We start from the raw sequence: 25,622 nt of genomic DNA, 5'->3' as shown, positions 1-25,622 counted from the left end.
GCTCGCGGGGCCGCAACCGGTTTCCGGGACCCCTGCGGAAACGGCCGGTCCCCGGTGCGCGAAGCACCGGGGACCGGCCGTGACCGTACGGGTCCGTCGGAGGTCAGACGGCCAGGATGGCCTTCTCCTCCGCGAAGTGGCACGCCGACTCGTGCGCGGCCGGGCCGGTCTGGCCCTTGAAGCGCTCCGGGATGGCGAGGAGCGGCTCCTCGGTGGAGCACTTGTCCTCGGCCTTCCAGCAGCGGGTGCGGAAGCGGCAGCCCGACGGCGGGTTGGCCGGCGACGGGACGTCACCGGTGAGGATGATGCGCTCGCGGCCCTCGCGGGCCTCCGGGTCGGGGACCGGGACGGCGGAGAGCAGCGCCTGGGTGTACGGGTGCGTCGGGTGCTCGTAGATCTGGGCGTCGGAGCCGATCTCGGCCATCTTGCCCAGGTACATGACGCCGACGCGGTCCGAGATGTGCCGGACGATCGACAGGTCGTGCGCGATGAAGAGGTAGGAGAGGTTGAACTCGTCCTGGAGCTTCTCCATCAGGTTGATGACCTGCGCCTGCACCGACACGTCGAGCGCGGAGACCGGCTCGTCGCAGATGATGATCTCGGGCTGCAGGGCCAGGCCTCGGGCGATGCCGATGCGCTGGCGCTGACCGCCGGAGAACTGGTGCGGGTACCGGTTGATGTACTCCGGGTTCAGGCCCACGACGTCCAGGAGCTCCTGGACCTTGCGGCGCCGGTCGCCCTTGGGAGCCACCTCGGGGTGGATCTCGAAGGGCTCCCCGATGATGTCGCCGACCGTCATGCGCGGGTTCAGCGAGGTGTACGGGTCCTGGAACACCATCTGGATGTTGCGGCGGACGGCCTTGAGGGCCTTGCCGGACAGCCGGCTGATGTCCTCGCCCTTGTAGAGCACCTCGCCGGCGGTGGCCCGCTCCAGGTTCATCAGGAGCTTGGCGACCGTGGACTTGCCACAGCCGGACTCGCCGACGATGCCGAGGGTCTCGCCCTTGTAGAGGTCGAAGGAGATCCCGTCGACCGCCTTGACCGCACCGACCTGCTTCTTGAACAGGATGCCCTGGGTCAGCGGGAAGTGCTTGACCAGGTTGCGGACCTGGAGGATCGGCTCGCGCTCGGTGGCGTTCTTGGTGAGCTCAGCCATGGATCTGCTCCTTCCAGAAGTGGCACGCGCTGCCGCGGCCGGGCAGCTCGGTGCCGTCCTGCTCGGTGACGGGGTGCAGTACGGGGATCTCCGTACGGCAGATGTCCTGCACCTTGGGACAGCGGGGGCTGAAGGCGCAGCCCGCGGGAATGCGGAGCAGGTTGGGCGGCAGGCCCTTGATCGCGTAGAGCTCCTGGCCCTTCTGGTCCAGGCGCGGGATCGAGTCGAGCAGGCCGCGGGTGTACGGGTGGGACGGGCGCTTGTAGATCTCGTGGACCGGAGCGGTCTCGACGATCCGGCCCGCGTACATGACCGCGATCTTGTCCGCGACGTCGGCGACGACGCCGAGGTCGTGGGTGATCAGGATCAGGCCCATGTTCATCTCGCGCTGGAGCTCCGCGAGCAGGTCCATGACCTGCGCCTGGACCGTCACGTCGAGGGCCGTGGTGGGCTCGTCGGCGATGATCAGGTCCGGCTCCAGGGCCAGCGCCATGGCGATCATGATGCGCTGGCGCATACCGCCGGAGAACTGGTGCGGGTAGTCGCCCACGCGCGCCTTGGCGGCGGGGATCTTCACGCGGTCCATGAGCTCGACGGCCTTGACCTTCGAGTCCTTCTTGGACATGCCGCGGTGGACCCGGAACATCTCGCCGAGCTGGTCGCCCACCGAGTAGACCGGGTTCAGGGAGGACAGCGCGTCCTGGAAGATCATCGCCATCTTGTTGCCGCGGAGCTTGCGGCGCTCCTCGTCGGACATCTTGAGGATGTCCTTGCCGTGGAAGCGCACCTCGCCGCCGGCGATCCGTCCGGGCGGGCTGTCGAGAATGCCCATGATCGCCTGTGCGGTGACGGACTTGCCGGAGCCGGACTCGCCGAGCACGGCGAGGGTCTCGCCGGCGTTGACGCTGTAGCTCACGCCGTTGACGGCCTTGGCGACCCCGTCACGGGTCTTGAACTCGACCTGGAGGTTGTCCACCTCCAGCAGCGGCACGGCGGACCCGCCACCCGTCTCCGCAACGCTGAGAATCTCCGACGTCGTCACGCCGCCACCTTCGTCCTGCTTGCTGATGTTGTCTCGGGGCATCGCGCGGCCCTACCGGAGCTTCGGGTCGAGCGCGTCACGCAGGCCGTCGCCGACGAAGGCGAAGCCGAGCACGGTGACGACGACGAACAGGCTGGGGAACACCCAGAGGTAGTCGTTGACGCCGATGAAGGCCTGACCGGCCGCCAGCATGTTGCCCCACTCCGGGACGTCGACGGGGACGCCGGCGCCGAGGAAGGAGAGCGCCGCGACGCCGACGATCGTGGTGCCGACGTTGAAGGTCGCGTAGACCAGAACGGCGGTCAGCGAGTTCGGCAGGATGTGCGTGCGGACGACGCGCCAGCCGCCGGCGCCGAGCGCCTTGGCCGCGTGGACGTAGTCCATCTCGCGCACCGACAGGATCGAGCTGCGCAGGAGCCTGGAGACGGTGGCCCAGGAGAAGATGGCCAGCGAGATGACCACCGGGGTGATGCCACGGCCGGTGACCAGGATGATGACGACGGCACCGATCATGAGCGGGAACGCGAGGAACACGTCCGCGACGCGCATGACCAGGGTGTCGGCGAAGCCGGCGAAGTAACCGGCGATGGCGCCGAGGGCGACACCGATCAGCACCGCGAAGAAGATCGAGGCGAGGCCGACGAACATGGCGACGCGGGTGCCGGCTATGAGGCGCGAGAACATGTCGCGGCCCAGGGCGTCGGTGCCCATCCAGTGCGTGCCGTTGGGTGAGGCGAGGGTGTTCTCGAGGTCCTGGGCGGTCGGGTCGAACGGGGCGAACATGTCGCCGAAGATCGCCGTCAGGAACAGCACGGAGATGATCACGAGACCGACGACGGCCAGCTTGTTCTGGACGTAGCGGTGACGGATCTCGCCCCACTGGGTGAGTTGCTTGGGTGCGGGTTCGGCCGGGGCCGAAGCGGACGACACGGGGTTCTCGTCCCCGATCGCCGGGCTCGTTGCGAGCTCAGACATGAGGAAATCCTCCTTGGGGGCGGTCAGCTGAGGCGGATACGCGGGTCGAGGGCCGCGTACAGCAGGTCCACGATGAGGCTGAGGACGACGAAGATCGCGACGCTGTAGGTCACGACACCGATCACGATCGGGTTGTTCTGCTGCTGAATCGCCTGAACCAGTGCCAGACCGACACCGTCCCAGTTGAAGATCGCCTCAGTGATGAGCGCACCACCGAGGAGTCCGCCGAATGAAATGCCCAGGTAAGTGACCACGGGAATGGACGAGTTGCGCAGCACGTGCTTGAACAGCACGCGGCGTCGCGGAAGCCCCTTGGCCACGGCCGTCTTCACGTAGTCCGCCCGCAGCACCTCGAGCATCGTGCCGCGGGTGAGGCGGGCGACGAAGGCGATGTCGGTGATCGCGAGGGTGATCGCGGGAAGGACCATGCCGATGAGCTTGTCGCCACCCAACTGCGGGAACCACTGGAGCTCCACCGCGAAGTACTTCATGAGCAGCATGCCGATCACGAAGGTGGGGAAGCCGACCGCCATCGTCGTAAAAAACGTCGTGGCCATGTCGAGAATGCTGTATCTGTAGAGCGCGGCGATGATGCCCACGCCCATACCGAACACGGTGACGAGCGCGATGGCCAGGACGGCCAGCTTCGCCGTGTTCTGAAGCTTGGGGGCGAGGATGTCGGAGACCTCACGGCGCTGGACGAAGTCCTCGCCGAGGTCGCCGGTGGCAACCTTCGCGACGTAGTTCACGTACTGCTCGGGCAGCGACTTGTCGAGCCCGTAACGCGCCTTGAGTTCCGCGACCACTGCGGGGTCGCGTGCCTTGTCGCTGCCCGCGATCGAACCCACGGGATCGCCGGGGAGTACGAACAGACACGCGAACAGAACCATGGTCGCGCCGATGAGGACTATGACCATCTGCCCGAGGCGACGGGCGACGTACCTTCCCATGTTTTGCCTCTCTACCTGGCCGCTTCTGGGAGCAGCGGCCTCCGGCCCAAGGAACGGGCCGGCTCTCGGCCTGCGGGGGTTGCCCGCGGATGTGAGGGGTGCCGAAGTGAAAACGGCCTGCCGAGCGGGGCCGCGGCCCACCGGTCACCCGGGGGCCGCGGCACGTTCGCTCCTGACGGATATACCGTCCGAACCGATTACTTCTTGAGCGAGATCTTCTCGAGGATCGGGTCCTCGTTGAAGTTGATGTCGTCCAGACCGTTGAACTTGTCGGTCGCCATCAGGCGGAACTGGGAACGGTTGAAGGTCGGGATGAGGGCCATGTCCTCCATGGCCATCTTCTCGGCCTGCTTGTACATGCCGACGCGAGTGGCCTCGTCCTTGGTGGCACGGGCGGTGTCGATCAGCTTGTCGAACTCCGGGTTGTTGTAACGCGCACGGTTGTCACCGGTCACGTTGCCCTCGGCGTCCTTCGCCATGGCCGACGAGTGCAGGAGCGGGAAGAGGAAGTTCTCCGGGGTCGGGTAGTCCGCGCCCCACGCGAAGCGGTACAGACCGGAGGCCTGGGTGCCCTGCTGCTCCTTGAGCATGCCCGGGAAGTCCTTGCCGTCCAGCTTGACCTTGACGCCGAGGACGTCCTCGATCTGCTTCGCGGCGGCCTGGACCCACTCTTCGTGGCCCGCACCGGTGTTGAAGCTGAACTTGATCTCGGAGCCCGGCTTCAGGCCCGCCTTCTCGGCGTGCTCCTTGGCCTTGGCGGGGTCCTGCTTGATGCAGGAGACGCACAGGTCCTTCTGGTACGCCTTCGGGAACGCCGGCGGCACGATGGTGGTCGACGGCGTCTTGTAGCCCTGGAAGACACCCTTGGCGATGGCCTGACGGTCGATCGCGTAGGAGATCGCCAGACGGGCGTCCTTGGAGTTGGTCGGACCGTTGTCACCGATCGGCAGGACGAAGTCCATGCCGTTGGTGTCCTTGGCGAACCACTTGTTCTGCGGCTTGTACTTGGCCTCGGCGACCTTGAGCATCGGCACCGGGATGTGCGCGTAGTCGAAGGTGCCGGCCTGGAAGCCGTCGTACTCGAGCTGGTGCGCGGTCTTGTCGTTGAGCAGCGTGACCTGGACCTTCTGGAGGGAGGCCTTGGCCAGCGAGTAGTCGTCGTTGCGGACGAGGTTGATCGCCTTGTTGTGCTCCCACGTGCCGTCCATCTTGAACGGACCGTTGCCGATGGGGGCCTCGCCGAACGCCTTGTCCTCTTCGCCGACCTTGGCGGCCTTCGGGACCGGGCTGTAGGCGTTGTGCGCCGTCTTCAGGACGAACTCGCAGTCCGCCTTGGACAGGTCCACCTTGATGGTGTTCGGGTCCGGGGTGGTGACACCGGCGAAGGTCTTGGCCGAGCCGTCCTGCAGCTCCGCGTAACCCTTGATGCCGGCGAAGTGGTACGCGACGTCGGACGCGGCGGCCTTGTGCGCGGCACGGGCCCAACCACGGGCGAACGCCTCGGCGTCCACGACCTCGCCGTTGGAGAACTTGGTGTCCGGCTTGACCTTGAAGGTCCAGGAGGTGCAACCCTCGTCCGAGGACGCCGACTCGGCGAGCGCCGGCTCGGCCAGGCCGTCCGGCGTGTTCGCGTACAGGCCGGTGAACAGGGCGTTGGCCAGCAGGACGCCGGTCGCCTCGTGGGCACGCCCCGGGTCGATGGTGTCCGGCTCGGTGGAGCCCAGCCGGAACGTGCCGCCGCCGGCACTTCCCTTGTCCTTGCTGTCACCGTCACCGCCGCCACAGGCAGTAGCGGCCAGGGCGACGACAACCGCGCCCACGACCCACTTGGCGCTCTTGGCACCGCGCATGGGTTTCCTCCTCATGAGTCCACTGATCGACTTGAGGGGCATGAAAACCTCGCCGACACCCCTGACGACGAACGGTTTCCTGCCCAATAGTGTGCTCGTGAGTCGGCGCGATCCCCACATCGCGTGACCCATTGACCCGAGCTCAATGGAGCCATCCTCAGGGACGGTCAGGCCGTAAACCACACTTAAGTGGTCTCGTTTTCACAACATCGATCCGCGTCAGAAACCCGAAATCCGGACAAACGGATAGGAGACAGACACGTGCGAAACGGACGGTTAGCTCATCTTCCGGAGTGTCACGGTCGGTATTCGGACACCAGAACACAAAAATCCGCTTGACAGAAGCGAACAGCCCCTCCCGTCACGGAGTCCGTGACGGGAGGGGCTGCGGCGTTTTCTACGGCAATGCGACCAACTGCGGCCACCGCGGTCGCCCGGCCCGGGCGAACCCGGGATGGGCGACCGCAAAGCCCGTACTACTTGGCGGACTTGGCGCGCGAAGCGGTGCGCGAGCGGTCCTTCTGGTCCAGCACGACCTTGCGGATGCGGACGGCCTCCGGGGTCACCTCGACGCACTCGTCGTCGCGGCAGAACTCCAGGGACTGCTCCAGGGAGAGCTTGCGGGGCGGGATCACGTTCTCCGTGTTGTCCGCGGAAGCCGCACGCATGTTGGTGAGCTTCTTCTCCTTGGTGATGTTCACGTCCATGTCGTCGGAGCGCGAGTTCTCGCCGACGATCATGCCCTCGTACACCTCGGTGCCGGGGTCGGTGAACAGGACGCCGCGCTCCTGCAGGTTGATCATCGCGAACGGCGTGACCGAGCCGGCGCGGTCGGCGACCAGCGAACCGTTGTTACGGGTCACCAGCGGGCCGAACCACGGCTCGTGGCCCTCGTGGATCGAGTGGGCGATGCCGGTGCCGCGCGTACCGGTCAGGAACTCGGTGCGGAAGCCGATGAGACCGCGCGACGGGACGACGAACTCCATGCGGACCCAGCCGGAGCCGTGGTTCGACATGTTGTCCATGCGGCCCTTGCGGACGCCCATGAGCTGCGTGACCGCACCCATGTGCTCCTCGGGGACGTCGATCGTCATGCGCTCGACCGGCTCGTGGACCTTGCCGTCGATCTCCTGCGTGACGACCTGCGGCTTGCCGATGGTCAGCTCGAAGCCCTCGCGGCGCATCTGCTCGACCAGGATGGCGAGCGCGAGCTCACCGCGGCCCTGGACCTCCCAGGCGTCGGGGCGCTCGGTGTCGAGGACGCGGAGCGAGACGTTACCGACCAGCTCGCGGTCCAGACGGTCCTTGACCTGGCGGGCGGTGACCTTGCGGTCCTTGACCGCGGACTTGGCGTCCGCGCCCTTGCCGCTGCCGCCGCGGCCGACCATCGGGGAGGTGTTCGTGCCGATGGTCATGGAGATCGCCGGCTCGTCGACCGAGATCAGCGGGAGCGCGATCGGGTTCTCCGGGTCGGCCAGGGTCTCGCCGATCATGATGTCGGGGATACCGGCGACCGCGCAGATGTCACCCGGGCCCGCCACCTCGGCCGGCTTGCGGGTGAGCGCCTCGGTCATCATCAGCTCGGTGATGCGGACGTTCGACTGGGTGCCGTCACGCTTGATCCAGGTGACGGTCTGGCCCTTGCGCAGCTCGCCCTGCTCAACGCGGAGGAGCGCGATGCGGCCGAGGAAGTTGTCGGCGTCCAGGTTGGTGACGTGCGCCTGGAGGGGGGCCTCCTCGTCGTACACCGGGGCCGGGACGTGCTCCAGGATGGTGGAGAAGAACGGCTCCAGGTTGTCGCTGTCCGCGGGGACGGTGCCGTCCTCCGGCTTGGTCAGCGAGGCGACGCCGTCACGGCCGCAGGCGTAGACGATCGGGAACTCGATCTGGTCCTCGTCCGCGTCCAGGTCGAGGAAGAGGTCGTACGTCTCGTTGACGACCTCGTCGATCCGGGAGTCCGGACGGTCGGTCTTGTTGATGCAGAGGATGACCGGCATCTTCGCCTGCAGAGCCTTGCGCAGGACGAAGCGGGTCTGGGGCAGCGGACCCTCCGAGGCGTCCACCAGCAGAACGACGGCGTCCACCATCGACAGACCGCGCTCGACCTCACCACCGAAGTCGGCGTGGCCGGGGGTGTCGATGATGTTGATCGTGATCGGGGCCCCGCCGTCCTTGGGGTGATACTTCACCGCCGTGTTCTTGGCGAGGATCGTGATGCCCTTCTCACGCTCCAGGTCGTTCGAGTCCATCATGCGGTCGTCGAGGTGCTGGTGGGCGGCGAAGGCACCGGCCTGCTTGAGCATGGCATCGACGATGGTCGTCTTGCCATGGTCGACGTGGGCGACGATGGCGACGTTACGGATGTCGTGGCGCGTGGGCACTTCGGCGCTTCTCCCGGGATCGTGGATGGCGTCGCGTACGGCCTGGCACGCGCGCCTCGGCCGGGCGAAAACCTGCCACGGCCTTACCCCATGGTACGTCGCGTGGCGGGAACCGCCTGCCGGGGGGTCTGTCAAGAGGCCGGATGAATGAGCGCTGCCGAGTGCTGCGTGGGGTGCCCCGGTCGCCCATGCTGCCGGTAATCATGCGGGTCAACGGCCGGGTCAATGGGTATGGCACGACCTTGCCCGCCGGAGATCCGGCGGGCAAGGGACTTGAGTCACATCTGAGCTTGCTACCTGCGGGTCAACCTGACAGGCACCCCTTTGTCATCACTTCTTCGCCCACGCTACTTCTTCTTGTCCTTGGCGGTCGGCGGCTTCTTCCAGCCGATGTCCTGGTAGCGGGGGGTGCCGAGGCCGAAGGCGCCGGCGTTGGCCAGGCCCGGCTTGACGGCCACCAGCTCCGGGCGCTGGTAGAGCGGGATGGAGCCGGCGGCGGCCCAGATCCGGGCGTCCGCCTTGCGGATCAGCTCGCGGGACTGGTCCTCGTCCAGCTCGCCGACCGCCTGGTCGAAGAGCTGGTCGATGTGGTCGGTGCCGACCCGTGTGTAGTTCTGTTCGACGAGGAGCGAGCCGTCCGCGGCCGGCTCCGGCTTGGCGAAGATGGGCCGGGCGTCGGTGGCGGGGTAGGCGGTCGCGGGCCAGGAGTAGAGGGCCAGGTCGTACTGGCCCGAGGCGATGTGGTCCTTGAAGAAGCTCTCGTCGGTGACCTTGGTCGTCTCGGTGGCCACGCCGAGCTTCCGCAGCATCTGGGCGATCCGCTCGCCGACCGTGCGCAGGGACTCCGAGCCGGGGCCGGCCGGGAGGACGAAGCGCAGGGTGAGCGCCTTGCCGTCCTTGGCGAGCATGGCGCCGGAGGTGCGGTTGGCCTGCTTGGCCGGGGCCGGGGTGGCCTGGGCGGGATCCGCCGCGTCGCCGTCGCGGGCCGCGCTGCGCTTGCCGTCGTCGGCGGGCGCCACCCGGGCGGCCTGGGCGAGGAGGGACACCTCCTGCTGGGCACCGAAGGGGGCGGGGGCCAGCACCGGGGAGGTCCGGCCCTGCGCACCCTCCGGGGCCGCGGCGAGGGGGCGCTCGCCGGGGGCGGCCGGACGGGCCTGCGGCTGCCGGCCCGCGGCCGAGCGCAGGTCGCCGTTGGCCTCGTCGTCCTGGCCCACGATGTAGAGCCCGTCGTTTCCGGTGCCCGGGCCCGACGGGGTCTTCCCGTCGTCCTGCGGCTCGCTCTCCGGACCGGCCTTGGCCCCCACCGGCTCGGTGATCTTGCCGCCCCGGCGCCAGCCCGCGTCCGCGAGGAGGGCCTGGGCCGCCTGGGTGTCCCGGCCGCCGAGGGCGTCGCTGTTGTCGGCGTACGCCCGCTGCCCGGCGAGCGCCACGTGGCTGCCGACCGGCTTCGCGGGCAGGCCGAGCGGCTTGAGCACGAGCTCGGCCAGCGCCTTGCGGTCCAGCGCCCGGGCGATCGCCCGGCGCACCCGCTCGTCGGCCAGCGGGCCCGCGGCCCCGTTCATCGCGAGCTGGGTGTAGGCGGGCTCCAGGGACTTGCGGACGGTGAAGTTCCGCAGGGCCGTCTGTTCGTCGGCGTACCGTTTCACCGCCGCGACGTGCTTGTCCCGGCTCTCCTTCTCCGCCGTGGCCTTGTCCTCGTCCGTCCCATGGGCGACCGCCCACGACAGCGTGGCCTGCGCCGGGGTCAGCGCGGCTCCCGGGCCGTGCGCCGGGGCGCCGCCCGAGCCCGCGCCGCCCTTGCCGGCGGCGCCCTTGGCGGCGTCCCGGCGGGCCAGGGCGATCCGGTCGGCCCCGGTGCGGTCGATCTCGGCCAGGTCGAGCTTCCCGGCGGCCAGCGCCGCCGGGCGCTCGGCCCGCGGCACCGCCGTCAGGACCAGCGTGTCCAGCTTGGCCTGCCGGCCCCACCAGCGCGGATTGCGGCTGAGGGCCGCGGTGCCGGTCTTCTTGTCGATCGCGCCGAGGGTGAAGGGTCCGGCGGTGACCTTCAAGGCGCCGCGGGCGCCCTCGTTGAAGGCGTCGGGGGTGCCGGTGACCTGCTTCGGGTAGAGCGGGCTGAACAGGGAGCGCCAGTCGGCGTACGGCTTGGCGAAGGTGACCCGGACCTCCAGGTCGGTCTTGCCCTTCTCGATCTTCTCGATCCGCTCGTAGCCGGCGTTGCGCGCCGTCCAGTACGCCGAGTCCTTGCCGTTCAGGGCCCGCCACTGGGCCACGAAATCGGCGGCGCCGATCTCGCGTCCGTCGCTCCAGACCGCCTTCTGGTTCAGCTTGTAAACGACGACCTGCTTGGGCTCCCGCTCGACGACCTCGGCCTTCTCCAGGTAGTCGGGATTGGCCACGGGCCGGCCCTTGGCGTCCAGCACGAACAGCTGCGGCAGCACGGCCCCGGCGATACGGCTGGTGGTGGCGTCCGCGTCGGCCTGGAAGGTGTTCAGGGTGTCCGGCAGGGTGTCCACGGCCCAGCGCAGCACACCCCCGTCCGCGACCTTCTCGCGGGCGGTCGTGGCGATGTCCTGTCCTGCGGCGACGGGGCCGCCCTCGTCTTCACCCGCGCCGCAGCCCGTGAGGAGCGGCAGTGCGAGGACTCCCGAGGTCAGGAGCGCCAAGGACCTGCGCCTGCGCTGGGACATGGGTGGTACCTCCGGGGCGGGGCGTGGGGGAAGCATGATCACGTTCGGCGGTATATGGAGCTGATCACACCGGTTGCCGGATCCCACTGAAATCGACGGTCCGCCGCACCCTTCGCAGCCGCCTCTCGCCACGCCGCGAACCCCACCCGTGCGGACCAATCCGGCTTGCGCGCCGAAGGAGCGTTCCCCCGGGAGAGGGATGAGAATGGGGGGCAGGGAGGGGCGCACAGTTCACGCCTGCGCGCCCGCAATCGCTGCACGTCCCTTCACAACGGGGGACGGGAAGCGCGACACTCGCAGGCGCACATGAGCGTTGCCACCGCACCATGGCGGAAGTGAGGGCAAATCATGTCCCTGCAAGACGATCTGAGTGCCGTACGGCGGAACCTCGACGAGCTCACGCGCAAGGTCGAGCAGCTGGAGCAGCGGGCCGGGCGGCAGAAGCCCGGGAGCTCGACGCCGGCGTCCCCGCCGGAGCCGTCCCGGATGGTGACGGTCCCGGACACCCCGTACGACAGCTCGCTGTGGACCGACTCGGACGACGAGGGCCTCGGCGCCCGCGACCGTCGCGCGCCCTGACCGGCGCGCGCGACCCCACAGACCTCCCCGTACACCCCATCCGGCCCGGCCGCTCGCGGCCGGGCCCCCTGGGGCCACCCCTCATCACTCCTCCCGGAGTCCTCTTTGGCCACAGGAACACAACCACCCCAGCAGCGGCCCGGCGGCGTCCACGACGCCTCCCGGGCCGCGATCGCTGCCCGGCACCTGCGGACCGACCGGTGGTGGCTCTCGCCCGCCGTCACCGCGGCCGGGCTGCTCGCCTTCATCGTCTACTCGACCTGGCGGGCCTTCGCGAACGCCGACTACTACGCGGCCCCGTACGTCTCGCCCTTCTACTCCCCGTGCCTCGCGGAGAACTGCGTCCCGATGAAGGGCGGGCCCAACTGGGAGATCTTCGGCAGCTGGTGGGTCCTCTCCCCCGCCCTGCTGATCCTGATCTTCCCGCTCGGGTTCCGGCTGACCTGCTACTACTACCGCAAGGCCTACTACCGGGGCTTCTGGGCCTCGCCGCCCGCCTGCGCCGTCGCCGAGCCGCACACGAAGTACACCGGCGAGACCCGCTTCCCGCTGATCCTCCAGAACATCCACCGGTACTTCTTCTACGCGGCGGTCCCGGTCGCGGGCATCCTCACGTACGACACGGTGCTGACCTTCCGCGACGAGCACTACGCGTGGGGCCACATGGGCCTCGGGACCCTGCTGTTCCTGGTCAACATCACGCTGATCTGGGCGTACACGCTGTCCTGCCACTCCTGCCGCCACATCATGGGCGGCCGGCTCAAGCACTTCTCGAAGCACCCGGTCCGCTACCGGCTCTGGGGCTGGGTCAGCCGGCTCAACACCCGTCACATGCAGCTGGCGTGGGCCTCCCTGATCAGCGTGGCCCTGTGCGACTTCTACGTGTACCTGCTCGCCACCGGCGCCTTCACCGACCCGAGGTTCTTCTGACATGGCTCAAGTGGAACGGCAGCAGTGGGACGTGGTCGTGGTCGGCGCCGGGGGCGCCGGGCTGCGGGCCGCGATCGAGGCCCGCGAGCGCGGCGCGCGCACGGCCGTGATCTGCAAGTCCCTCTTCGGCAAGGCCCACACGGTGATGGCGGAGGGCGGGATCGCCGCCTCCATGGGCAACGTCAACGAGGGCGACAACTGGCAGGTGCACTTCCGCGACACCATGCGCGGGGGCAAGTTCCTCAACCAGTGGCGGATGGCTGAACTGCACGCGAAGGAGGCCCCGGACCGCGTCTGGGAGCTGGAGACCTGGGGCGCGCTCTTCGACCGGACGCCCGACGGGAAGATCTCCCAGCGCAACTTCGGCGGCCACGAGTACCCCCGCCTCGCGCACGTCGGCGACCGCACCGGCCTGGAGCTGATCCGCACCCTCCAGCAGAAGATCGTCGCGCTCCAGCAGGAGGACTTCAAGGAGTACGGGGACTACGAGGCCCGGCTCAAGGTCTTCCAGGAGTGCACGGTCACCAGGGTCCTCAAGGACGGGGAGAGGGTCTCGGGGACCTTCTGCTACGAACGCGAGTCCGGCCGGTTCTTCGTCCTGGAGGCCCCGGCGGTGGTGCTGGCCACGGGCGGGATCGGCAAGTCCTTCAAGACCACCTCCAACTCCTGGGAGTACACCGGCGACGGCCACGCGCTGGCCCTGCTCGCGGGCGCGCCCCTGCTCAACATGGAGTTCGTGCAGTTCCACCCGACCGGCATGGTCTGGCCCCCGTCGGTGAAGGGCATCCTCGTCACCGAGTCGGTGCGCGGCGACGGCGGGGTGCTGCGCAATTCCGAGGGCAAGCGGTTCATGTTCGACTACGTCCCCGACGTCTTCAAGGAGAAGTACGCCGAGTCGGAGGCGGAGGGAGACCGCTGGTACGAGGACCCGGACCACAACCGGCGCCCGCCCGAGCTGCTGCCGCGCGACGAGGTGGCGCGGGCCATCAACTCCGAGGTGAAGGCCGGCCGCGGCTCCCCGCACGGCGGGGTCTTCCTCGACGTGTCGACGCGGATGCCGGCCGAGCGGATCAAGCGGCGGCTGCCCTCCATGTACCACCAGTTCAAGGAGCTGGCGGACGTGGACATCACCGCGGAGCCGATGGAGGTGGGGCCGACCTGCCACTACGTGATGGGCGGGATCGCGGTGGACTCCGAGACCGCGGCCACGGTCGGGGTGCCGGGGCTGTTCGCCGCGGGCGAGGTCGCGGGCGGGATGCACGGCTCGAACCGGCTCGGCGGGAACTCCCTGTCCGACCTGCTGGTCTTCGGGCGGCGGGCCGGACTGCACGCGGCGGAGCACGCCGCGGCCACCGGGGAGCGCCCGGCGGTCTCCCAGGCGGAGATCGACGCGGCGGCCGCGGAGGCGCTGGCCCCCTTCCACGCCGCCGAGGGCGCGGAGAACCCGTACACCCTCCACCAGGAGCTCCAGACGACCATGAACGACCTCGTCGGCATCATCCGGCGCGAGGGCGAGATGGCCGAGGCCCTGGAGAGGCTCGCGGTCCTGCGCGTACGGGCCGCCCGGGCCGGGGTCGAGGGGCACCGGCAGTTCAACCCGGGCTGGCACCTGGCCCTGGACCTGCGGAACATGCTGCTGGTCAGCGAGTGCGTGGCGCGCGCGGCCCTGGAGCGCACCGAGAGCCGGGGCGGGCACACCCGTGAGGACTGCCCGTCGATGGACCGCGGCTGGCGCCCGGTGAACCTGCTGTGCCGCCCCGTCGACCCGCCCCCGGCGGACCCGGCGGCCGACCGGATCGCCCTCGTACGCACGCGCACCGAGCCCATCCGTCCCGACCTGCTCGCGCTCTTCGAGAAGGAAGAGCTGGTCAAGTACCTCGCCGAAGAGGAGCTGTACGAATGAGTACGTACGACGCGAGCTTCCGGATCTGGCGGGGCGACGCGGAGGGCGGATCGCTCAAGGACTTCACCGTCGAGGTGCACGACGGGGAGGTGGTCCTGGACATCGTCCACCGGCTGCAGGCCACCCAGGCCTCGGACCTCGCGGTGCGCTGGAACTGCAAGGCGGGCAAGTGCGGCTCGTGCAGCGCGGAGGTCAACGGCCGGCCGCGGCTGATGTGCATGACGCGGATGTCCACCTTCGAGCGGTCCGAGACGATCACGGTCACCCCGCTGCGGGCCTTCCCGGTCGTCCGCGACCTGGTGACCGACGTGTCCTTCAACTACCAGAAGGCGCGGGAGGTCCCGGCCTTCGTGCCGCCGGAGGGGGTGGCGCCGGGCGCGTACCGGATGCAGCAGATCGACGTGGAGCGCTCGCAGGAGTTCCGCAAGTGCATCGAGTGCTTCCTGTGCCAGGACACCTGCCACGTGGTGCGCGACCACGAGGAGAACAAGGGCGTCTTCGCCGGTCCGCGCTTCCTGATGCGGGTCGCGGAGCTGGACATGCACCCCCTGGACGCGGCGGCGGAGGCGGGCCTGGACCGCAAGCGCACCGCGCAGGAGGAGCACGGGCTGGGCTACTGCAACATCACCAAGTGCTGCACGGAGGTCTGCCCCGAGGGCATCAAGATCACCGACAACGCGCTGATCCCGCTGAAGGAGCGGGCGGTGGACCGCAAGTACGACCCGCTGGTGTGGCTGGGGAACAGGATCGGGCGCAGGCGGGGCTGAGGGGGCGGGGCCGGGCCCCTCTCCGGAGGGATCCCGGCCCCGTGCCGGTCAGCGCCCGGAGTGGTCGATGACGTTGCCGTTGGAGCAGTTGTTGGCGTGGTCGCCCACCCAGTCGCCGAGCGTGGGGACCACGGCGACCTCCTGGAGGCAGACGGCGGCCGCGGTGAAGTTCCAGTTGTTGGCCGCGTTCACCCCGCCGCCGAAGTTGCTGTCGTTGTCGGCGTGGGCGGGGGCCGCGAGGCTGAGGACGGCCACGGTGAGGGCGGACGCAGTCATGATCTTCTTCATGGTCTGCCAACGACCGGGGCCGGGGCGCGTCACTGCGCATTGCTCCGGATGCGGGCCCAGGAAACCGCTCATACCCTCCCAAATGTGATCCCGCCGAGAAGCGAGACGAGAAGCGAGCCGAAGAGCCAGGTCCGCGCACGGGCCGGGCTCGTCCTGGCCGCCGGACTGCTGGCGCTCGGTGGCTGGGCTGTGGCCGAGGCCCCGCCCGCACGGGCCGAGGACCCCGTCACGCTGTCCCGGCAGGGGCAGATCACCGACCGGGTCGGGGCGCTGGAGGGCCGGCAGGCCGCTGTCAAGGACGCGCTCGACGAGCTCTACGCCGACCGGCGGGTCCAACTCTTCGTGGCGTACGTGGACGATTTCTCCGGGCGCTCCGCCCAGAGCTGGGCCGACGCCACCGCCGAGAAGAACGGGCTCGGCCAGAACGACATCCTGCTGGCGGTGGCGACGGGGGCCCGCCAGTACGCCTATTCGGCCGCCGTCGACTCCGGTTTCACCGAAGACAAGCTCGCGGCCGTGGCCCGGGACGCCATCGAGCCGGCCCTGAGGCAGAACGACTGGGCGGGCGCCGCGATCGGCGCGGCGAACGGGTACAACGCGGTGCTCGGCGGGCAGCCCGTGCCCGTGCCCACCATCACCCCCGGCCCGGCCGATCCCGGTGGCGGGGCGAGCGGCGAGAACGGGGCCGGGGACTTCGTGCTGCCGGTGGTCGCGGTCGGCGCGGCCGGGGCGCTCGCGGCGTACGCGTACACCCGCCGCAAGCGGAAGACGGCCGCCGGCGGCGGTCGCGGCACGACCACCGGGCCCGGCTGGCCCGAAGGCGCGCCGGACCGGCTCCCGCTGCCGGAACTGGACGGCAGGGCCAGGACCCTGCTGGTGGAGACCGATGACGCCGTCCGCACCAGCACGGAGGAACTCGGCTTCGCCTCGGCGCAGTTCGGCGAGGAGGCGGTCGTCCCCTTCACCGGGGCCGTGGAGTACGCCAAGGGCGAGCTGACCCACGCGTTCCGGCTGCGCCAGCAGCTGGACGACGCCTACCCGGAGGACGACGCGACCCGGCGCCGGATGCTGGACGAGATCGTCGCCCGCTGCACCGAGGCGAACCGGCGGCTCGACGCCGAGTCGGCGGACTTCGACCGGCTGCGGGACCTGGAGAAGAACGCCCCGCAGGCGCTGGCGGCCGTGGAGGAGCGCTACCTGGAGCTGACCGGGCGCGCCACCACCGCCGAGGCGACCCTGACCGCGCTGACCCGGCGGTACGCGGACTCCGCGTCCGCGCCCGTCGCCGCCGGTCCCGAACAGGCCAAGGACCGGCTGCTGTTCGCTGCGACCCACCTGGGCCTGGCCCACGCGGCCCTCGACGCCGGCCAGAACGGTCCGGCGGCCGTGCACGTACGGGCCGTCGAGGGAGCGGTGGACCAGGCGGCGACCCTGGTGGACGCGGTCGAACGGCGGGCGCAGGAGCTCGCGGAGGCGGCCGGGAAGCTGACGGGCGCGCTGAACGAGACGGAGACCGACCTCGCGGACGCCCGCGGGCTGCTGACGGGCACCGCGGAGGGCACCTCGACGGCGGACCTGCGCGGGCGGATCGGCCGGGCGGAGGCCGTACTGGCCGACGTACGGCAGGAGGAGGCGTCCGGCCGGTACGACCCGATCGACGCCCTGCGCCGGATCGAGGAGGCCGACGCGGCCCTCGACGAGGCCCTGGCCGGGGCGCGGGAGCGGGAGTCGGGCCGGACGCGGGCGGTGGCCCTGCTGGACCAGGCCATGCTCTCCGCGCGCAGTGCGATCGGCGCGGCGACCGACTACGTCACCACCAGCCGGGGCGCGGTGGGCAGCCGGGCCCGCACCCGGCTGGCGGAGGCCGGCCGGCACCTGGAGCGGGCGGGATCCCTGGCGGCGGCCGACCCGTCGGGCGCGCTGGCGGAGGCCCAGCGGGCGGACGCGCTGGCACGGGAGGCGCAGCAGCTGGCGGAGCAGGACGTACGGGGGTACCAGGACCCGTACGCCGGCCGGCGCGGCGGCCAGGGCGGCGCCGTGCTCGGCGGGATCATCCTCGGCGAGATCCTGCGGGGCGGCGGGGGCTTCGGCGGAGGAGGAGGGGGCTTCGGCGGCGGTTTCGGTGGTGGGGGCGGTGGCGGCAGCGGCCCCGGCTCCTTCGGCGGCGGCGGAACCCGCGGCCGCATGGGCGGCGGCGGCCGCTTCTGAACGCGCAACGGACAGCCCATCCCTCACCAGGAGAGACGAGTCATGAGCAAGCAGACCATCCTCGGCCGCGTCACCCAGCTCGCGAAGGCCAACCTCAACGCGCTGCTGGACCAGGCGGAGGACCCGCAGAAGATGCTGGACCAGCTGATCCGCGACTACACGAACAACATCTCGGAGGCGGAGCAGGCCGTAGCGACGACGATCGGCAACCTCCGGATGCTGGAGGCGGACCACAAGGAGGACGTGGAGGCGGCCTCCGAGTGGGGCGTCAAGGCCCTCGCGGCGAGCCGGAAGGCGGACGAGCTGCGGGCATCGGGGGCGACGGCGGACGCCGACAAGTTCGACAACCTCGCGAAGGTGGCGCTGGGCCGGCAGATGCAGTCGGAGAAGGAGGCGGGGACGGCGGAGCCGACGATCGCCGCCCAGACGGAGGTCGTAGACAAGCTCAAGTCGGGTCTGGACTCGATGAAGAGCAAGGTGGCCGAGCTGCAGTCCAAGCGGGATGAGCTGGTGGCCCGGGCCAGGACCGCTCAGGCGCAGAACACGATGACGGACGCGGTGAAGAACATCGACGTCATGGACCCGACGAGCGACCTGAACCGGTTCGAGGAGAAGGTCCGGCGGGAGGAGGCCATGGCGATGGGCAGGCAGGAGCTGGCGGCCTCCTCGCTGGACGCCCAGTTCGAGTACCTGGAGGACCTCGGGAAGTCCTCGGAGATCGAGGCCAGGCTCGCCGCGCTCAAACAGGGGCGCGCCGCCTGACCGCCACCGCGGGGAAACCGGACGTGATGTTACGGAACGCTACGGTCCATTATGGGGGTCGGGGCGGCACGCCGCGGCAACACAGCTCGGGACGAGCACTACTGTCGAGGTATTAGGATCACCCGATCATTGCAATAGCAGAGTGTTACGGGGGTCCCGGGTGAGCATGACGTCCTTCGACGCTGAGTGGGCGGGCCTCAAACAAGGATCCGCATCCGACGCGCAGATGCGGCTGGCGAGCGCCGCGCCCGACGGCGGTGGCGGCGGGTCCGGCGGTGAGGACCTCAAGTCCGACATGGCGGTCTGGAAGAAGGGCAGCCAGGACGTCGGCGAGCTGGTGACGGCGATCAGGAAGGCCCTCACCGGGTTCGAGACCAGCCAGAAGGGCGCCGCCGTCACCGGCGTGGAGAGCGCCGCCGCGCAGGGCGAGCTGTACCAGTCGTGGAAGACGTACCTCGACGGTCTGGTGGGCAAGTGCACGACGCTGCAGGGTCCGATGATCTCGGCGGGCAAGGGCCAGGTCTCCAACGACGAGACCCTGCGCGGTGACTTCGCCCGCATGACCGATACGTACAAGGACACGCCCGCCACCGGCGGCAACGACGGGGGCCGGTGAGGGCGGGCATGGACTACGCAACTTTGAAGGCGCTCAAGCCGTCGGAGTTCACAGAGGCCGCCGACGGCTACCAGTCGGTCAGCGCCATGGCCGACCACGCCTACGGCAGCGCCGAAGGCCAGATCACCGCCCGGCTGCGCGCCGGCCTCAGCGGGAAGGCCGTGGACGAGGCCCTGGTGCAGTTGCGGGGCCTCGCGCAGAACTTCCACTACACACAGGTCGAATGCGGACTCGCCGCGACCTCCCTCAACGCGCTCGCCGCCTCCTTCACCGAGGCGAAGCGGAAGCTGGACGCGGCGGTGAGTGACGCCGAGGCCCAGAAGTTCTCGGTCGGCGCCGACGGTTCGGTGAGTTTCCCGCCGGGCGGGACGGAGAAGGACGGCAAGCTGCCCGAGGGCGGCACGGTCAGCGGCAGCGCCAAGGGCAAGCCGTCCGGGAACGTCATCGATCCCACCAAGGACGCCAACGACCTCTCCGCCGCCCTGGAACGCCAGGCCGCGAACATCCACCCCAACCCGAACTTCGGGAAGGCGGTGGAGATAGCCAACCGGATCGCCCAGGCGGTCGCCGAGGCCACCGAGGCCGACACCCAGTGGGCCCCCCGCCTGCGCAAGCTCAAGGCGGACGACGACCTCAAGGTCTCCGAGTCCGACTGGGCCGACGTCCAGAGCGACACCGCCGATGTCAACAGCGGCGCGAAGGACTACCTCAGCCACATCAAGCCCCCGCCGCCGCAGGGCAGCGACCCCCGGTTGAACGCCGAGTGGTGGAAGGGGCTGTCGGAGGAGGAGCGGGAGGCCTACATCACCCTCCAGCCGGCGAGTGTCGGAGCACTGGACGGGCTTCCTGCGGACATCCGCGACAGCGCCAACCGAACGGTCCTCGCGGAGAAGCACGGCGCGTACCAGGTGGAGCTGAACGCAATCCCCAAGGAACCGGAGCCTAAGTACCACCACGTCCAGCGCGGACGCGCCTGGATGCGCGAAGAGACCGACGAGTGGAAGGCCTGGAACGACAAGCACGGGGACCGGAGGGACCACCTGAAGGACCGCCTGTTCGGCATGGAGACCATCCAGAAGCGCTTCGACGCCACCGGCGAGCGGGGACTGCCCGAGGCGTACCTGCTCGGATTCGACGCCGAGGCGAACAACGACGGACGCGTGATCCTGGCCAACGGGAATCCGGACACGGCGGACCACACCGCCATCTTCGTGCCGGGTACGAAGACGACGCTCGGGAGCATCTCGGACGAGGCCGCGAAGAGCGACGCCCTGTGGCGCGAGACCTCACTGCGGACGCCCGGACAGTCGGTGTCGACCATCACCTGGTTCGACTACGACGCCCCGAACACCATCCTCACCGAGGCCCCCCACGACAAGTGGGCCGAGCAGGGGGCACCGACCCTGCGGCGGTTCCTCGACGGCAGCGAGGCGGCCCATCAGTCGGCCAGTGGCGACAGCTCGCACACGACGCTCATCGGCCACAGTTACGGAACCACGCTGATCGGCGACACGGCGAAGTACCGCAGTCCTTACGCCGACACCTGGTGGTCCAACCCCCTGCCGGTCGACGATGTGATCGCGGTCGGCAGCCCCGGCATGCAGGCGGACCATGCGGCGGACCTGGGGTTCAAGCCGAAGCACACGTGGGCCATGGAAGGCGGGGGCGACGACAACTTCGTCACTTGGGGTGGTCGAAATACGGGGCTCGGTGACAACCGCGTCATTCCCACGGACGAGGAATTCGGTGCCAACAAGATGCAGAGCGATTCCCCGGGCCACGGAAACTTCTGGGACGAGGAGGGCGGCGAGCCGTCTCAAAGCCTGCTGAACCAGGCACTCGTCATAGCCGGGCAGTACGAGGAAGTCGACCTGGAGAGGAAGGCCCGCTAGTGGATCGAAGGAACAGGTGTAACGTCACCGCACTGGCGCTCCTGAGCGCCCTGACCCTCACAGCAGGATGCTCTTTTATGGACGACGAGACCTCCACACAGCGCAAGTACACCCCCCAGACCCGCAGTCACCAGGAGGTGGAGGCGGAGGTCGGCGCTCTGTCGAGCAGGGCCCTTGACCTGACCCAGGTCAAGGGGAAGGTGACGGACATGGGACCGGTGACCTATCCCTGCGGCACGAGCGAGGAGAAGAAAAAGGGTCTCCGCTATGTACGGCATGTCTGGTCCGTTTACGGCGTGGACAACGACACCCTCGACAAGGGCATACAGAGTCTGGGCGCGCAGCTGCCGGAGAACGGCTGGAAGGTCGTGAAGAACGGCCCGAACACCAATACTGAGAGCAAGCGGATCGAGGTCTTCGCCGCACACGAGACGACGCACACCCAGCTTGAGGCCACGTGGCTCAAAGGCGCCAGCGGAAGCGAGCCGCTGATCTCCTTCGCCGTGTACTCCCGGTGCTTCAAGGACACCGACCCGAAATGAGCTCAGGCCCCCGGACCTGGCGGGTCCGGGGGCAGGAGCCCGCCGCCCCACTCAGCCGTACATGCTCAGCAGCTGCTCCGCCGACAGCTCGGCGACGGCCTCGGCCGCCGCTCCCGGCAGCGGGAGCTCGAACCAGACCGTCTTGCCGCGGTGGGTCCGGCGGGTGCCCCAGCCGGCGGACAGCAGGCCCACGAGCTGGAGGCCCCGGCCGCCCTCGTCGGTGTCGCGGGCCCGCCGCCGGCGCGGCTGCACCAGGTTGGCGTCCCACACCTCGCAGACCAGGGTCCGGTCCAGCAGCAGCCGCAGCCTGATCTCGCCCTCCCCGTAGCGCAGCGCGTTGGTGACGAGTTCGCTGACCAGCAGTTCGGTGGTGTCCAGCAGGCCCTCCAGGCCCCACGCCGGGAGCTTGGCCCGGGCCAGTTCCCGCGCCCGTCCCACGGACCGGGCCTCGCGCGGCAGCTGCCAGTCGCCCACCGCGTCCACCGGCAGCCCCTGCACGCGTGCCATCAGCAGGGCGATGTCGTCCTCTCCGTGCCGGGTGTCCAGCGTGTTCAGCACGTGGTCGCAGACGTCCTCCAGCGGGCGGACCGGGTCCGCGAGGGCCGCCCGCAGGCCGCGCAGGCCCTCCTCCAGCGGATGGTCGCGGGACTCCACGAGCCCGTCGGTGTAGAGGGCCAGCAGGGCGCCCTCGGGGAGTTCGACCTCGACCTCCTCGAACGGCTCGCCGCCCACGCCCAGCGGCATCCCGGGCGGCACCTCCAGGAGCAGTGCGGGCCTCGGCTTCCCGCGCTCGTCCGGCGGTTCCACCAGCACGGGCGGCATGTGGCCCGCGTTGGCGATCGTGCAGCGCCGCGTCACCGGGTCGTAGACGGCGTAGACGCAGGTGGCGAGGTAGACCTCGGAGCGGTCGGCGTCCCGCGAGTGCAGGGCCGCCCGCGAGGCCTGCTGTGAGCCGCCGGGCGCGCCGAGGCCCCGGGCGATCTCGTCGAGCGCGGTCAGCACCTCCGCCGGTTCGAGGTCCAGCAGGGCGAGGGTCCGTACGGCGGTGCGCAGTTCGCCCATCGCGACGGCGGCCCGCAGCCCCCGGCCCATGACGTCGCCGACGACCAGCGCCGTGCGGTGCCCGGGCAGTTCGATCACGTCGAACCAGTCGCCGCCGACCTCCGTCGCCGCGTTGCCCGGCAGGTACCGGCAGGCGATGTCCAGGCCCGCGGCCTCCGGGTCGCCGGGGGGCAGCAGGCTCCGCTGCAGTATCAACGCCCGCTCGTGCTCGCGCCGGTAGAGCCGCGCGTTGTCGATGCACACGGCGGCCCGGGCGGCGAGTTCCACGGCCACCGCCCGGTCGCGTTCCCCGAAGGGTTCGCTGCCCTTCGTACGGGAGAACTGCGCGAGCCCGACCACGGTGTCGTGGGCGACCATCGGCACGACCAGTGTGGACTGCACGAGGTCCTCCGGTCCGCCGCCCTCGATCAGCCGCGGCCGCGCCGTGCGCAGGGCGAGCGCGCCCGGCGACGCCGCCGGGTAGCGGTGGACGTCGCCTACGGAGACCAGCGCGCCCGGACCGGACAGCGGCGCGTCCGAGACGGCGGAGGCGAAGGCCACCCGGCGCAGCGCGGCGGACGGGGTCCGGGCCGGACCCTGGCCGGGCAGGCTGGGCACGCCCGGGCCCTGCGGCCGGGCGGGCCGGTCGTCGTCGCCGAGCAGCAGCCCCTGGTAGAGGTCGACGGCGGCCAGGTCGCAGAAGCCCGGCACGGTGACGTCGAGGAGTTCCCGGGCGGTGGTCTCCAGGTCGAGGGAGTTCCCTATGCGGTGCCCGGCCTCGTTGAGCAGGGCGAGGTTGCGCCGGACCCCGGCGGCCTCGCGGGCGGCGAGGTGGCGGCGGGTGACGTCGGTGCCGATGCCGGCGACGCCGATGGGCCGGCCGGTGCCGCCGTGCACGCGGTAGAGGTTGATGGACCAGTGGCGGTTGTCCCGGCTGCCGGGGGCGGCGCCGGTGATCCGCAGGTCGGTGACCGAGTCCCCGGTGTCCAGCACTCTGCGCAGGGCCTCGGCCATCCGGTCGGCCTCGTGCGCCGGCAGGTAGTCGTGCACGGTGCGGCCGCGGTGCTCCTCGGCGCTGCCTCCGAAGACGGTGGCGAAGCGGCGGTTGGCCCGCTGCACGGTGAGGTCCGTGCCGAAGAGCAGGAAGCCGAAGGGAGATTGGCCGAATATGGCCTGTGAGGCCGCCAGGTCGGACTCGATGCGCCGCAGCGCGCGGACGTCGACGACGACGCACAGCGCGGCCCGCTCGGCGGTCTCGGTCTGTGTGGGCATCACATAGATCTCGGCCACTCCGTGCGCGCCGTCCCCGCCCGGGATCCGGAAGGGGATCAGGCCGGTCCACTCCTTGCCGTCGAGGATCTCCGCGACCTTGCGGTGTGCGTCGGGGCGCAGCTCGGGCGGCATGAAGGCGTCGACCGGGTCGCGGCCGACGGTCTGGGCGGCGGTCAGGCCGAAGAGTTCCTCGGCGCGCAGACTCCACTGGTCGATGTACCCGTCGGGTCCGATCGAGAACGATGCGACCTTTATGTAGTCATATATCGAGCCAGGCGGACTGCTGTGCCACAGGGCGTCGTGCCATGTCTCCCGAGGCACATTGGCCTGATGTGCCTGCGCAGGTATTTCGCTCACGCGACCGTCCCCTCCAGCTCACCGCAACCGGACCGGCCATGACCGCAGTATTCAGCACCACGGCCCCGGACGGCACGGCGTTCACGATCACAGCACGGTCTCGATGATTTCGAGCCATCTCGCGCGATCTCCCCCGGGCTCCTCCTCCCCGTGGTCACCGGGAGGTTCCGCCGGGGGATCCCCCGCCACCGTTCACCTTGTTACTCACCAGGAAGAGCCAATTCGAACCACACTGTCTTGCCCGACTTCCCGTGGCGGGTCCCCCAGCGCTGCGAGGAGACGGCGACGAGGTGCAGGCCACGGCCCCCTTCGTCGTCCGGCTCGGCGACCCGTTCGCGGGGCGGATCCGGAAGCGGATCCGAAACCTCCACGAGCAGCGCGGAGCCGCTCGCGGGGCTGCCGGCGGCTGGATTGCGCCGTTCCAGACGGACGCCGATGGGGCCGGAGGCGTACCTCAGGGAGTTGGTGACCAGCTCGCTGACCAGCAGGACGGTCACATCGCCGACGGCCTCCAGGCCCCAGGCGTGCAGGGCTCCGCGCACGGCGTGGCGGGCGGTGCGGACGGCACCGGGCTCGGCGGGAAAGGCCCACTCGGCGCATTCACCGTCTGTGTCGATCACGCCGATCACTTCCCGGGCCAGCAGCGACCCCAGTCCGGTTCGTCTGGTACGAAAGAGGGACGAGATAGGGATTAATAGCGACATACCCGATATTCGAGGCGCGTACCACCCGATCCCCCGCCCACCGGCGCACTGTGGCACAGACGGCCTACCGCGCGAGCGTCACGCGCCCCCTCGCAGCCGGCGCCCGGCCTCGGCGACCGCGGGCCGGTCCTGGTCGAGCCAGTCCACCGACTCCAGCTCCTCCGGCCCGAGCCAGCGCAACTCGTCGTGGTCCTCCAGCGGCGCGGGCACCCCCGACAGCAGCCGGGCGGTCCACACGTGCAGGACGAGACCGGGCTTGAGCGGCCACTCCCCCGGGATCCGCTCCAGCGGCTCGGTCTCCACGCCGAGCTCCTCGCGCAGTTCGCGCACCAGAGCCTCGGGGACGGACTCACCCGGTTCGGCCTTCCCGCCCGGCAGCTCCCAGCGTCCGGCGAGCTCCGGCGGTGCGCTGCGGCGGGCGGCCAGCAGGCGCCCCTCATGACAAAGGGCTCCGCCCACGACCACTCGTACAGTCATGGGCGGAGCCTATGTCAACACTGGATGCTCAGTTCATCGTGGCGGTCTGACCGATCCGCTCGACCCAGTAGAGCTGCTTGTGTCCTCGGTCGTCGAGGCTGTCGACGACCTTCTGGGCCTCGGCCCGGGTGGAGTACCGGCCCACCCGGTAGCGGTTGCCGTTGTCGTCCTGACGTATGACCAGCCACGGGAGCAGGGCACCGCTGTCGTTCATCGCGTTTCACCCTCCGCCGACGTACCTGC

Annotated in this window: 21 protein-coding genes; 9 read left to right on the top strand and 12 right to left on the bottom strand. The window is 70.0% G+C overall.

Going from position 1 to position 25,622, the window contains the following annotated elements:
- Positions 1 to 103 precede the first annotated feature (103 nt).
- The 7 genes from ACIPYQ_RS08320 to ACIPYQ_RS08290 form a co-directional block, all read right to left on the bottom strand.
- Positions 104 to 1,156, bottom strand: a complete 1,053-nt coding sequence (locus tag ACIPYQ_RS08320) for an ABC transporter ATP-binding protein (RefSeq protein WP_401247430.1) — start codon at positions 1,154 to 1,156, stop codon at positions 104 to 106.
- A complete protein-coding gene (locus ACIPYQ_RS08315) occupies positions 1,149 to 2,240 on the bottom strand; it encodes an ABC transporter ATP-binding protein (RefSeq protein ID WP_401247427.1) in 1,092 nt (363 codons plus the stop codon). Before ACIPYQ_RS08315 ends, ACIPYQ_RS08320 begins: the two co-directional genes overlap by 8 nt.
- Positions 2,241 to 2,249: 9 nt before the next feature.
- Positions 2,250 to 3,173, bottom strand: a complete 924-nt coding sequence (locus ACIPYQ_RS08310) for an ABC transporter permease (protein ID WP_401247424.1) — start codon at positions 3,171 to 3,173, stop codon at positions 2,250 to 2,252.
- 23 nt (positions 3,174 to 3,196) lie between these two features.
- Positions 3,197 to 4,123 carry an ABC transporter permease gene (locus tag ACIPYQ_RS08305; RefSeq protein ID WP_362232814.1) on the bottom strand — a complete coding sequence of 309 codons (927 nt, stop codon included), beginning with the start codon at positions 4,121 to 4,123 and terminating at the stop codon, positions 3,197 to 3,199.
- Positions 4,124 to 4,320: 197 nt separating this feature from the next.
- Positions 4,321 to 5,973 carry an ABC transporter substrate-binding protein gene (locus ACIPYQ_RS08300; protein WP_401247421.1) on the bottom strand — a complete coding sequence of 551 codons (1,653 nt, stop codon included), beginning with the start codon at positions 5,971 to 5,973 and terminating at the stop codon, positions 4,321 to 4,323.
- A gap of 476 nt (positions 5,974 to 6,449) precedes the next feature.
- Positions 6,450 to 8,354, bottom strand: coding sequence for a translational GTPase TypA (typA, locus tag ACIPYQ_RS08295; RefSeq protein ID WP_361769158.1), 1,905 nt, complete (start codon positions 8,352 to 8,354; stop codon positions 6,450 to 6,452).
- 347 nt (positions 8,355 to 8,701) lie between these two features.
- Entirely contained in the window at positions 8,702 to 11,041 is a 2,340-nt protein-coding gene (locus ACIPYQ_RS08290) for an ABC transporter family substrate-binding protein (RefSeq protein WP_401247418.1), read from the bottom strand.
- A 348-nt stretch (positions 11,042 to 11,389) separates the two neighbouring features.
- On the opposite strand from ACIPYQ_RS08290, the gene ACIPYQ_RS08285 reads away from it, so the two are divergent.
- The 4 genes from ACIPYQ_RS08285 (at position 11,390) to ACIPYQ_RS08270 (ending at position 15,220) form a co-directional block, all read left to right on the top strand.
- Positions 11,390 to 11,620 carry a hypothetical protein gene (locus ACIPYQ_RS08285; RefSeq protein WP_361769162.1) on the top strand — a complete coding sequence of 77 codons (231 nt, stop codon included), beginning with the start codon at positions 11,390 to 11,392 and terminating at the stop codon, positions 11,618 to 11,620.
- A 105-nt stretch (positions 11,621 to 11,725) separates the two neighbouring features.
- On the top strand, positions 11,726 to 12,550 hold the full coding sequence (locus tag ACIPYQ_RS08280; protein ID WP_401247415.1) for a hypothetical protein: 825 nt from the start codon (positions 11,726 to 11,728) through the stop codon (positions 12,548 to 12,550).
- A 1-nt stretch (position 12,551) separates the two neighbouring features.
- Positions 12,552 to 14,453 (top strand): fumarate reductase/succinate dehydrogenase flavoprotein subunit, encoded by a 1,902-nt coding sequence (locus ACIPYQ_RS08275; RefSeq protein ID WP_401247412.1) that lies wholly within the window; start codon positions 12,552 to 12,554, stop codon positions 14,451 to 14,453.
- Complete coding sequence (locus tag ACIPYQ_RS08270) at positions 14,450 to 15,220, top strand: succinate dehydrogenase/fumarate reductase iron-sulfur subunit (RefSeq protein ID WP_361769168.1); 771 nt, start codon at positions 14,450 to 14,452, stop codon at positions 15,218 to 15,220. The genes ACIPYQ_RS08275 and ACIPYQ_RS08270 overlap by 4 nt, the downstream gene beginning before the upstream one ends.
- Positions 15,221 to 15,268: 48 nt before the next feature.
- On the opposite strand, the gene ACIPYQ_RS08265 is transcribed toward ACIPYQ_RS08270, so the two are convergent.
- The gene (locus ACIPYQ_RS08265; protein WP_361769170.1) at positions 15,269 to 15,508 is read right to left on the bottom strand and encodes a hypothetical protein; all 240 of its coding nucleotides are present in this window, start codon (positions 15,506 to 15,508) and stop codon (positions 15,269 to 15,271) included.
- 165 nt (positions 15,509 to 15,673) lie between these two features.
- On the opposite strand from ACIPYQ_RS08265, the gene ACIPYQ_RS08260 reads away from it, so the two are divergent.
- The 5 genes from ACIPYQ_RS08260 to ACIPYQ_RS08240 all read left to right on the top strand — a co-directional run bounded on the left by ACIPYQ_RS08260 (position 15,674) and on the right by ACIPYQ_RS08240 (position 21,528).
- The gene (locus ACIPYQ_RS08260; protein ID WP_401247720.1) at positions 15,674 to 17,716 is read left to right on the top strand and encodes a TPM domain-containing protein; all 2,043 of its coding nucleotides are present in this window, start codon (positions 15,674 to 15,676) and stop codon (positions 17,714 to 17,716) included.
- 42 nt (positions 17,717 to 17,758) lie between these two features.
- Positions 17,759 to 18,478 (top strand): PspA/IM30 family protein, encoded by a 720-nt coding sequence (locus ACIPYQ_RS08255; protein WP_401247408.1) that lies wholly within the window; start codon positions 17,759 to 17,761, stop codon positions 18,476 to 18,478.
- A 166-nt stretch (positions 18,479 to 18,644) separates the two neighbouring features.
- Entirely contained in the window at positions 18,645 to 19,094 is a 450-nt protein-coding gene (locus tag ACIPYQ_RS08250) for a hypothetical protein (protein WP_401247405.1), read from the top strand.
- A gap of 8 nt (positions 19,095 to 19,102) precedes the next feature.
- Positions 19,103 to 20,986: an alpha/beta hydrolase gene (locus tag ACIPYQ_RS08245; RefSeq protein WP_319723428.1), complete on the top strand. Its 1,884-nt coding sequence runs from the start codon at positions 19,103 to 19,105 to the stop codon at positions 20,984 to 20,986.
- A gap of 77 nt (positions 20,987 to 21,063) precedes the next feature.
- Positions 21,064 to 21,528: a hypothetical protein gene (locus tag ACIPYQ_RS08240; RefSeq protein WP_319723426.1), complete on the top strand. Its 465-nt coding sequence runs from the start codon at positions 21,064 to 21,066 to the stop codon at positions 21,526 to 21,528.
- A gap of 51 nt (positions 21,529 to 21,579) precedes the next feature.
- On the opposite strand, the gene ACIPYQ_RS08235 is transcribed toward ACIPYQ_RS08240, so the two are convergent.
- The 4 genes from ACIPYQ_RS08235 to ACIPYQ_RS08220 form a co-directional block, all read right to left on the bottom strand.
- Entirely contained in the window at positions 21,580 to 24,189 is a 2,610-nt protein-coding gene (locus tag ACIPYQ_RS08235; RefSeq protein WP_362232824.1) for a SpoIIE family protein phosphatase, read from the bottom strand.
- 209 nt (positions 24,190 to 24,398) lie between these two features.
- On the bottom strand, positions 24,399 to 24,827 hold the full coding sequence (locus ACIPYQ_RS08230) for an ATP-binding protein (protein ID WP_361769179.1): 429 nt from the start codon (positions 24,825 to 24,827) through the stop codon (positions 24,399 to 24,401).
- Between the two features lie 153 nt (positions 24,828 to 24,980).
- Entirely contained in the window at positions 24,981 to 25,379 is a 399-nt protein-coding gene (locus ACIPYQ_RS08225; protein WP_351297853.1) for a (deoxy)nucleoside triphosphate pyrophosphohydrolase, read from the bottom strand.
- A 28-nt stretch (positions 25,380 to 25,407) separates the two neighbouring features.
- Positions 25,408 to 25,593 (bottom strand): SPOR domain-containing protein, encoded by a 186-nt coding sequence (locus ACIPYQ_RS08220; RefSeq protein WP_319723421.1) that lies wholly within the window; start codon positions 25,591 to 25,593, stop codon positions 25,408 to 25,410.
- Positions 25,594 to 25,622 lie beyond the last annotated feature (29 nt).

The sequence above is a fragment of the Streptomyces sp. NPDC090045 genome, assembly GCF_044747975.1.
Taxonomy (GTDB): Bacteria; Actinomycetota; Actinomycetes; order Streptomycetales; family Streptomycetaceae; genus Streptomyces.
This window is presented reverse-complemented; position numbering and strand designations above follow the sequence as displayed.

Bases quoted from the DNA above. Each gene is read 5' to 3' on its own strand.
- ACIPYQ_RS08275 (WP_401247412.1), top strand. From the start codon at position 12,552: ATGGCTCAAGTGGAACGGCAGCAGTGGGACGTGGTCGTGGTCGGCGCC.
- ACIPYQ_RS08285 (WP_361769162.1), top strand. From the start codon at position 11,390: ATGTCCCTGCAAGACGATCTGAGTGCCGTACGGCGGAACCTCGACGAG.
- ACIPYQ_RS08305 (WP_362232814.1), bottom strand. From the start codon at position 4,123: ATGGGAAGGTACGTCGCCCGTCGCCTCGGGCAGATGGTCATAGTCCTC.
- ACIPYQ_RS08255 (WP_401247408.1), top strand. From the start codon at position 17,759: ATGAGCAAGCAGACCATCCTCGGCCGCGTCACCCAGCTCGCGAAGGCC.
- ACIPYQ_RS08270 (WP_361769168.1), top strand. From the start codon at position 14,450: ATGAGTACGTACGACGCGAGCTTCCGGATCTGGCGGGGCGACGCGGAG.
- ACIPYQ_RS08240 (WP_319723426.1), top strand. From the start codon at position 21,064: ATGGACGACGAGACCTCCACACAGCGCAAGTACACCCCCCAGACCCGC.
- ACIPYQ_RS08290 (WP_401247418.1), bottom strand. From the start codon at position 11,041: ATGTCCCAGCGCAGGCGCAGGTCCTTGGCGCTCCTGACCTCGGGAGTC.
- ACIPYQ_RS08300 (WP_401247421.1), bottom strand. From the start codon at position 5,973: ATGCGCGGTGCCAAGAGCGCCAAGTGGGTCGTGGGCGCGGTTGTCGTC.
- ACIPYQ_RS08225 (WP_351297853.1), bottom strand. From the start codon at position 25,379: ATGACTGTACGAGTGGTCGTGGGCGGAGCCCTTTGTCATGAGGGGCGC.
- ACIPYQ_RS08245 (WP_319723428.1), top strand. From the start codon at position 19,103: ATGGACTACGCAACTTTGAAGGCGCTCAAGCCGTCGGAGTTCACAGAG.
- ACIPYQ_RS08320 (WP_401247430.1), bottom strand. From the start codon at position 1,156: ATGGCTGAGCTCACCAAGAACGCCACCGAGCGCGAGCCGATCCTCCAG.
- ACIPYQ_RS08315 (WP_401247427.1), bottom strand. From the start codon at position 2,240: ATGCCCCGAGACAACATCAGCAAGCAGGACGAAGGTGGCGGCGTGACG.
- ACIPYQ_RS08250 (WP_401247405.1), top strand. From the start codon at position 18,645: ATGACGTCCTTCGACGCTGAGTGGGCGGGCCTCAAACAAGGATCCGCA.
- ACIPYQ_RS08220 (WP_319723421.1), bottom strand. From the start codon at position 25,593: ATGAACGACAGCGGTGCCCTGCTCCCGTGGCTGGTCATACGTCAGGAC.
- ACIPYQ_RS08265 (WP_361769170.1), bottom strand. From the start codon at position 15,508: ATGAAGAAGATCATGACTGCGTCCGCCCTCACCGTGGCCGTCCTCAGC.
- ACIPYQ_RS08310 (WP_401247424.1), bottom strand. From the start codon at position 3,173: ATGTCTGAGCTCGCAACGAGCCCGGCGATCGGGGACGAGAACCCCGTG.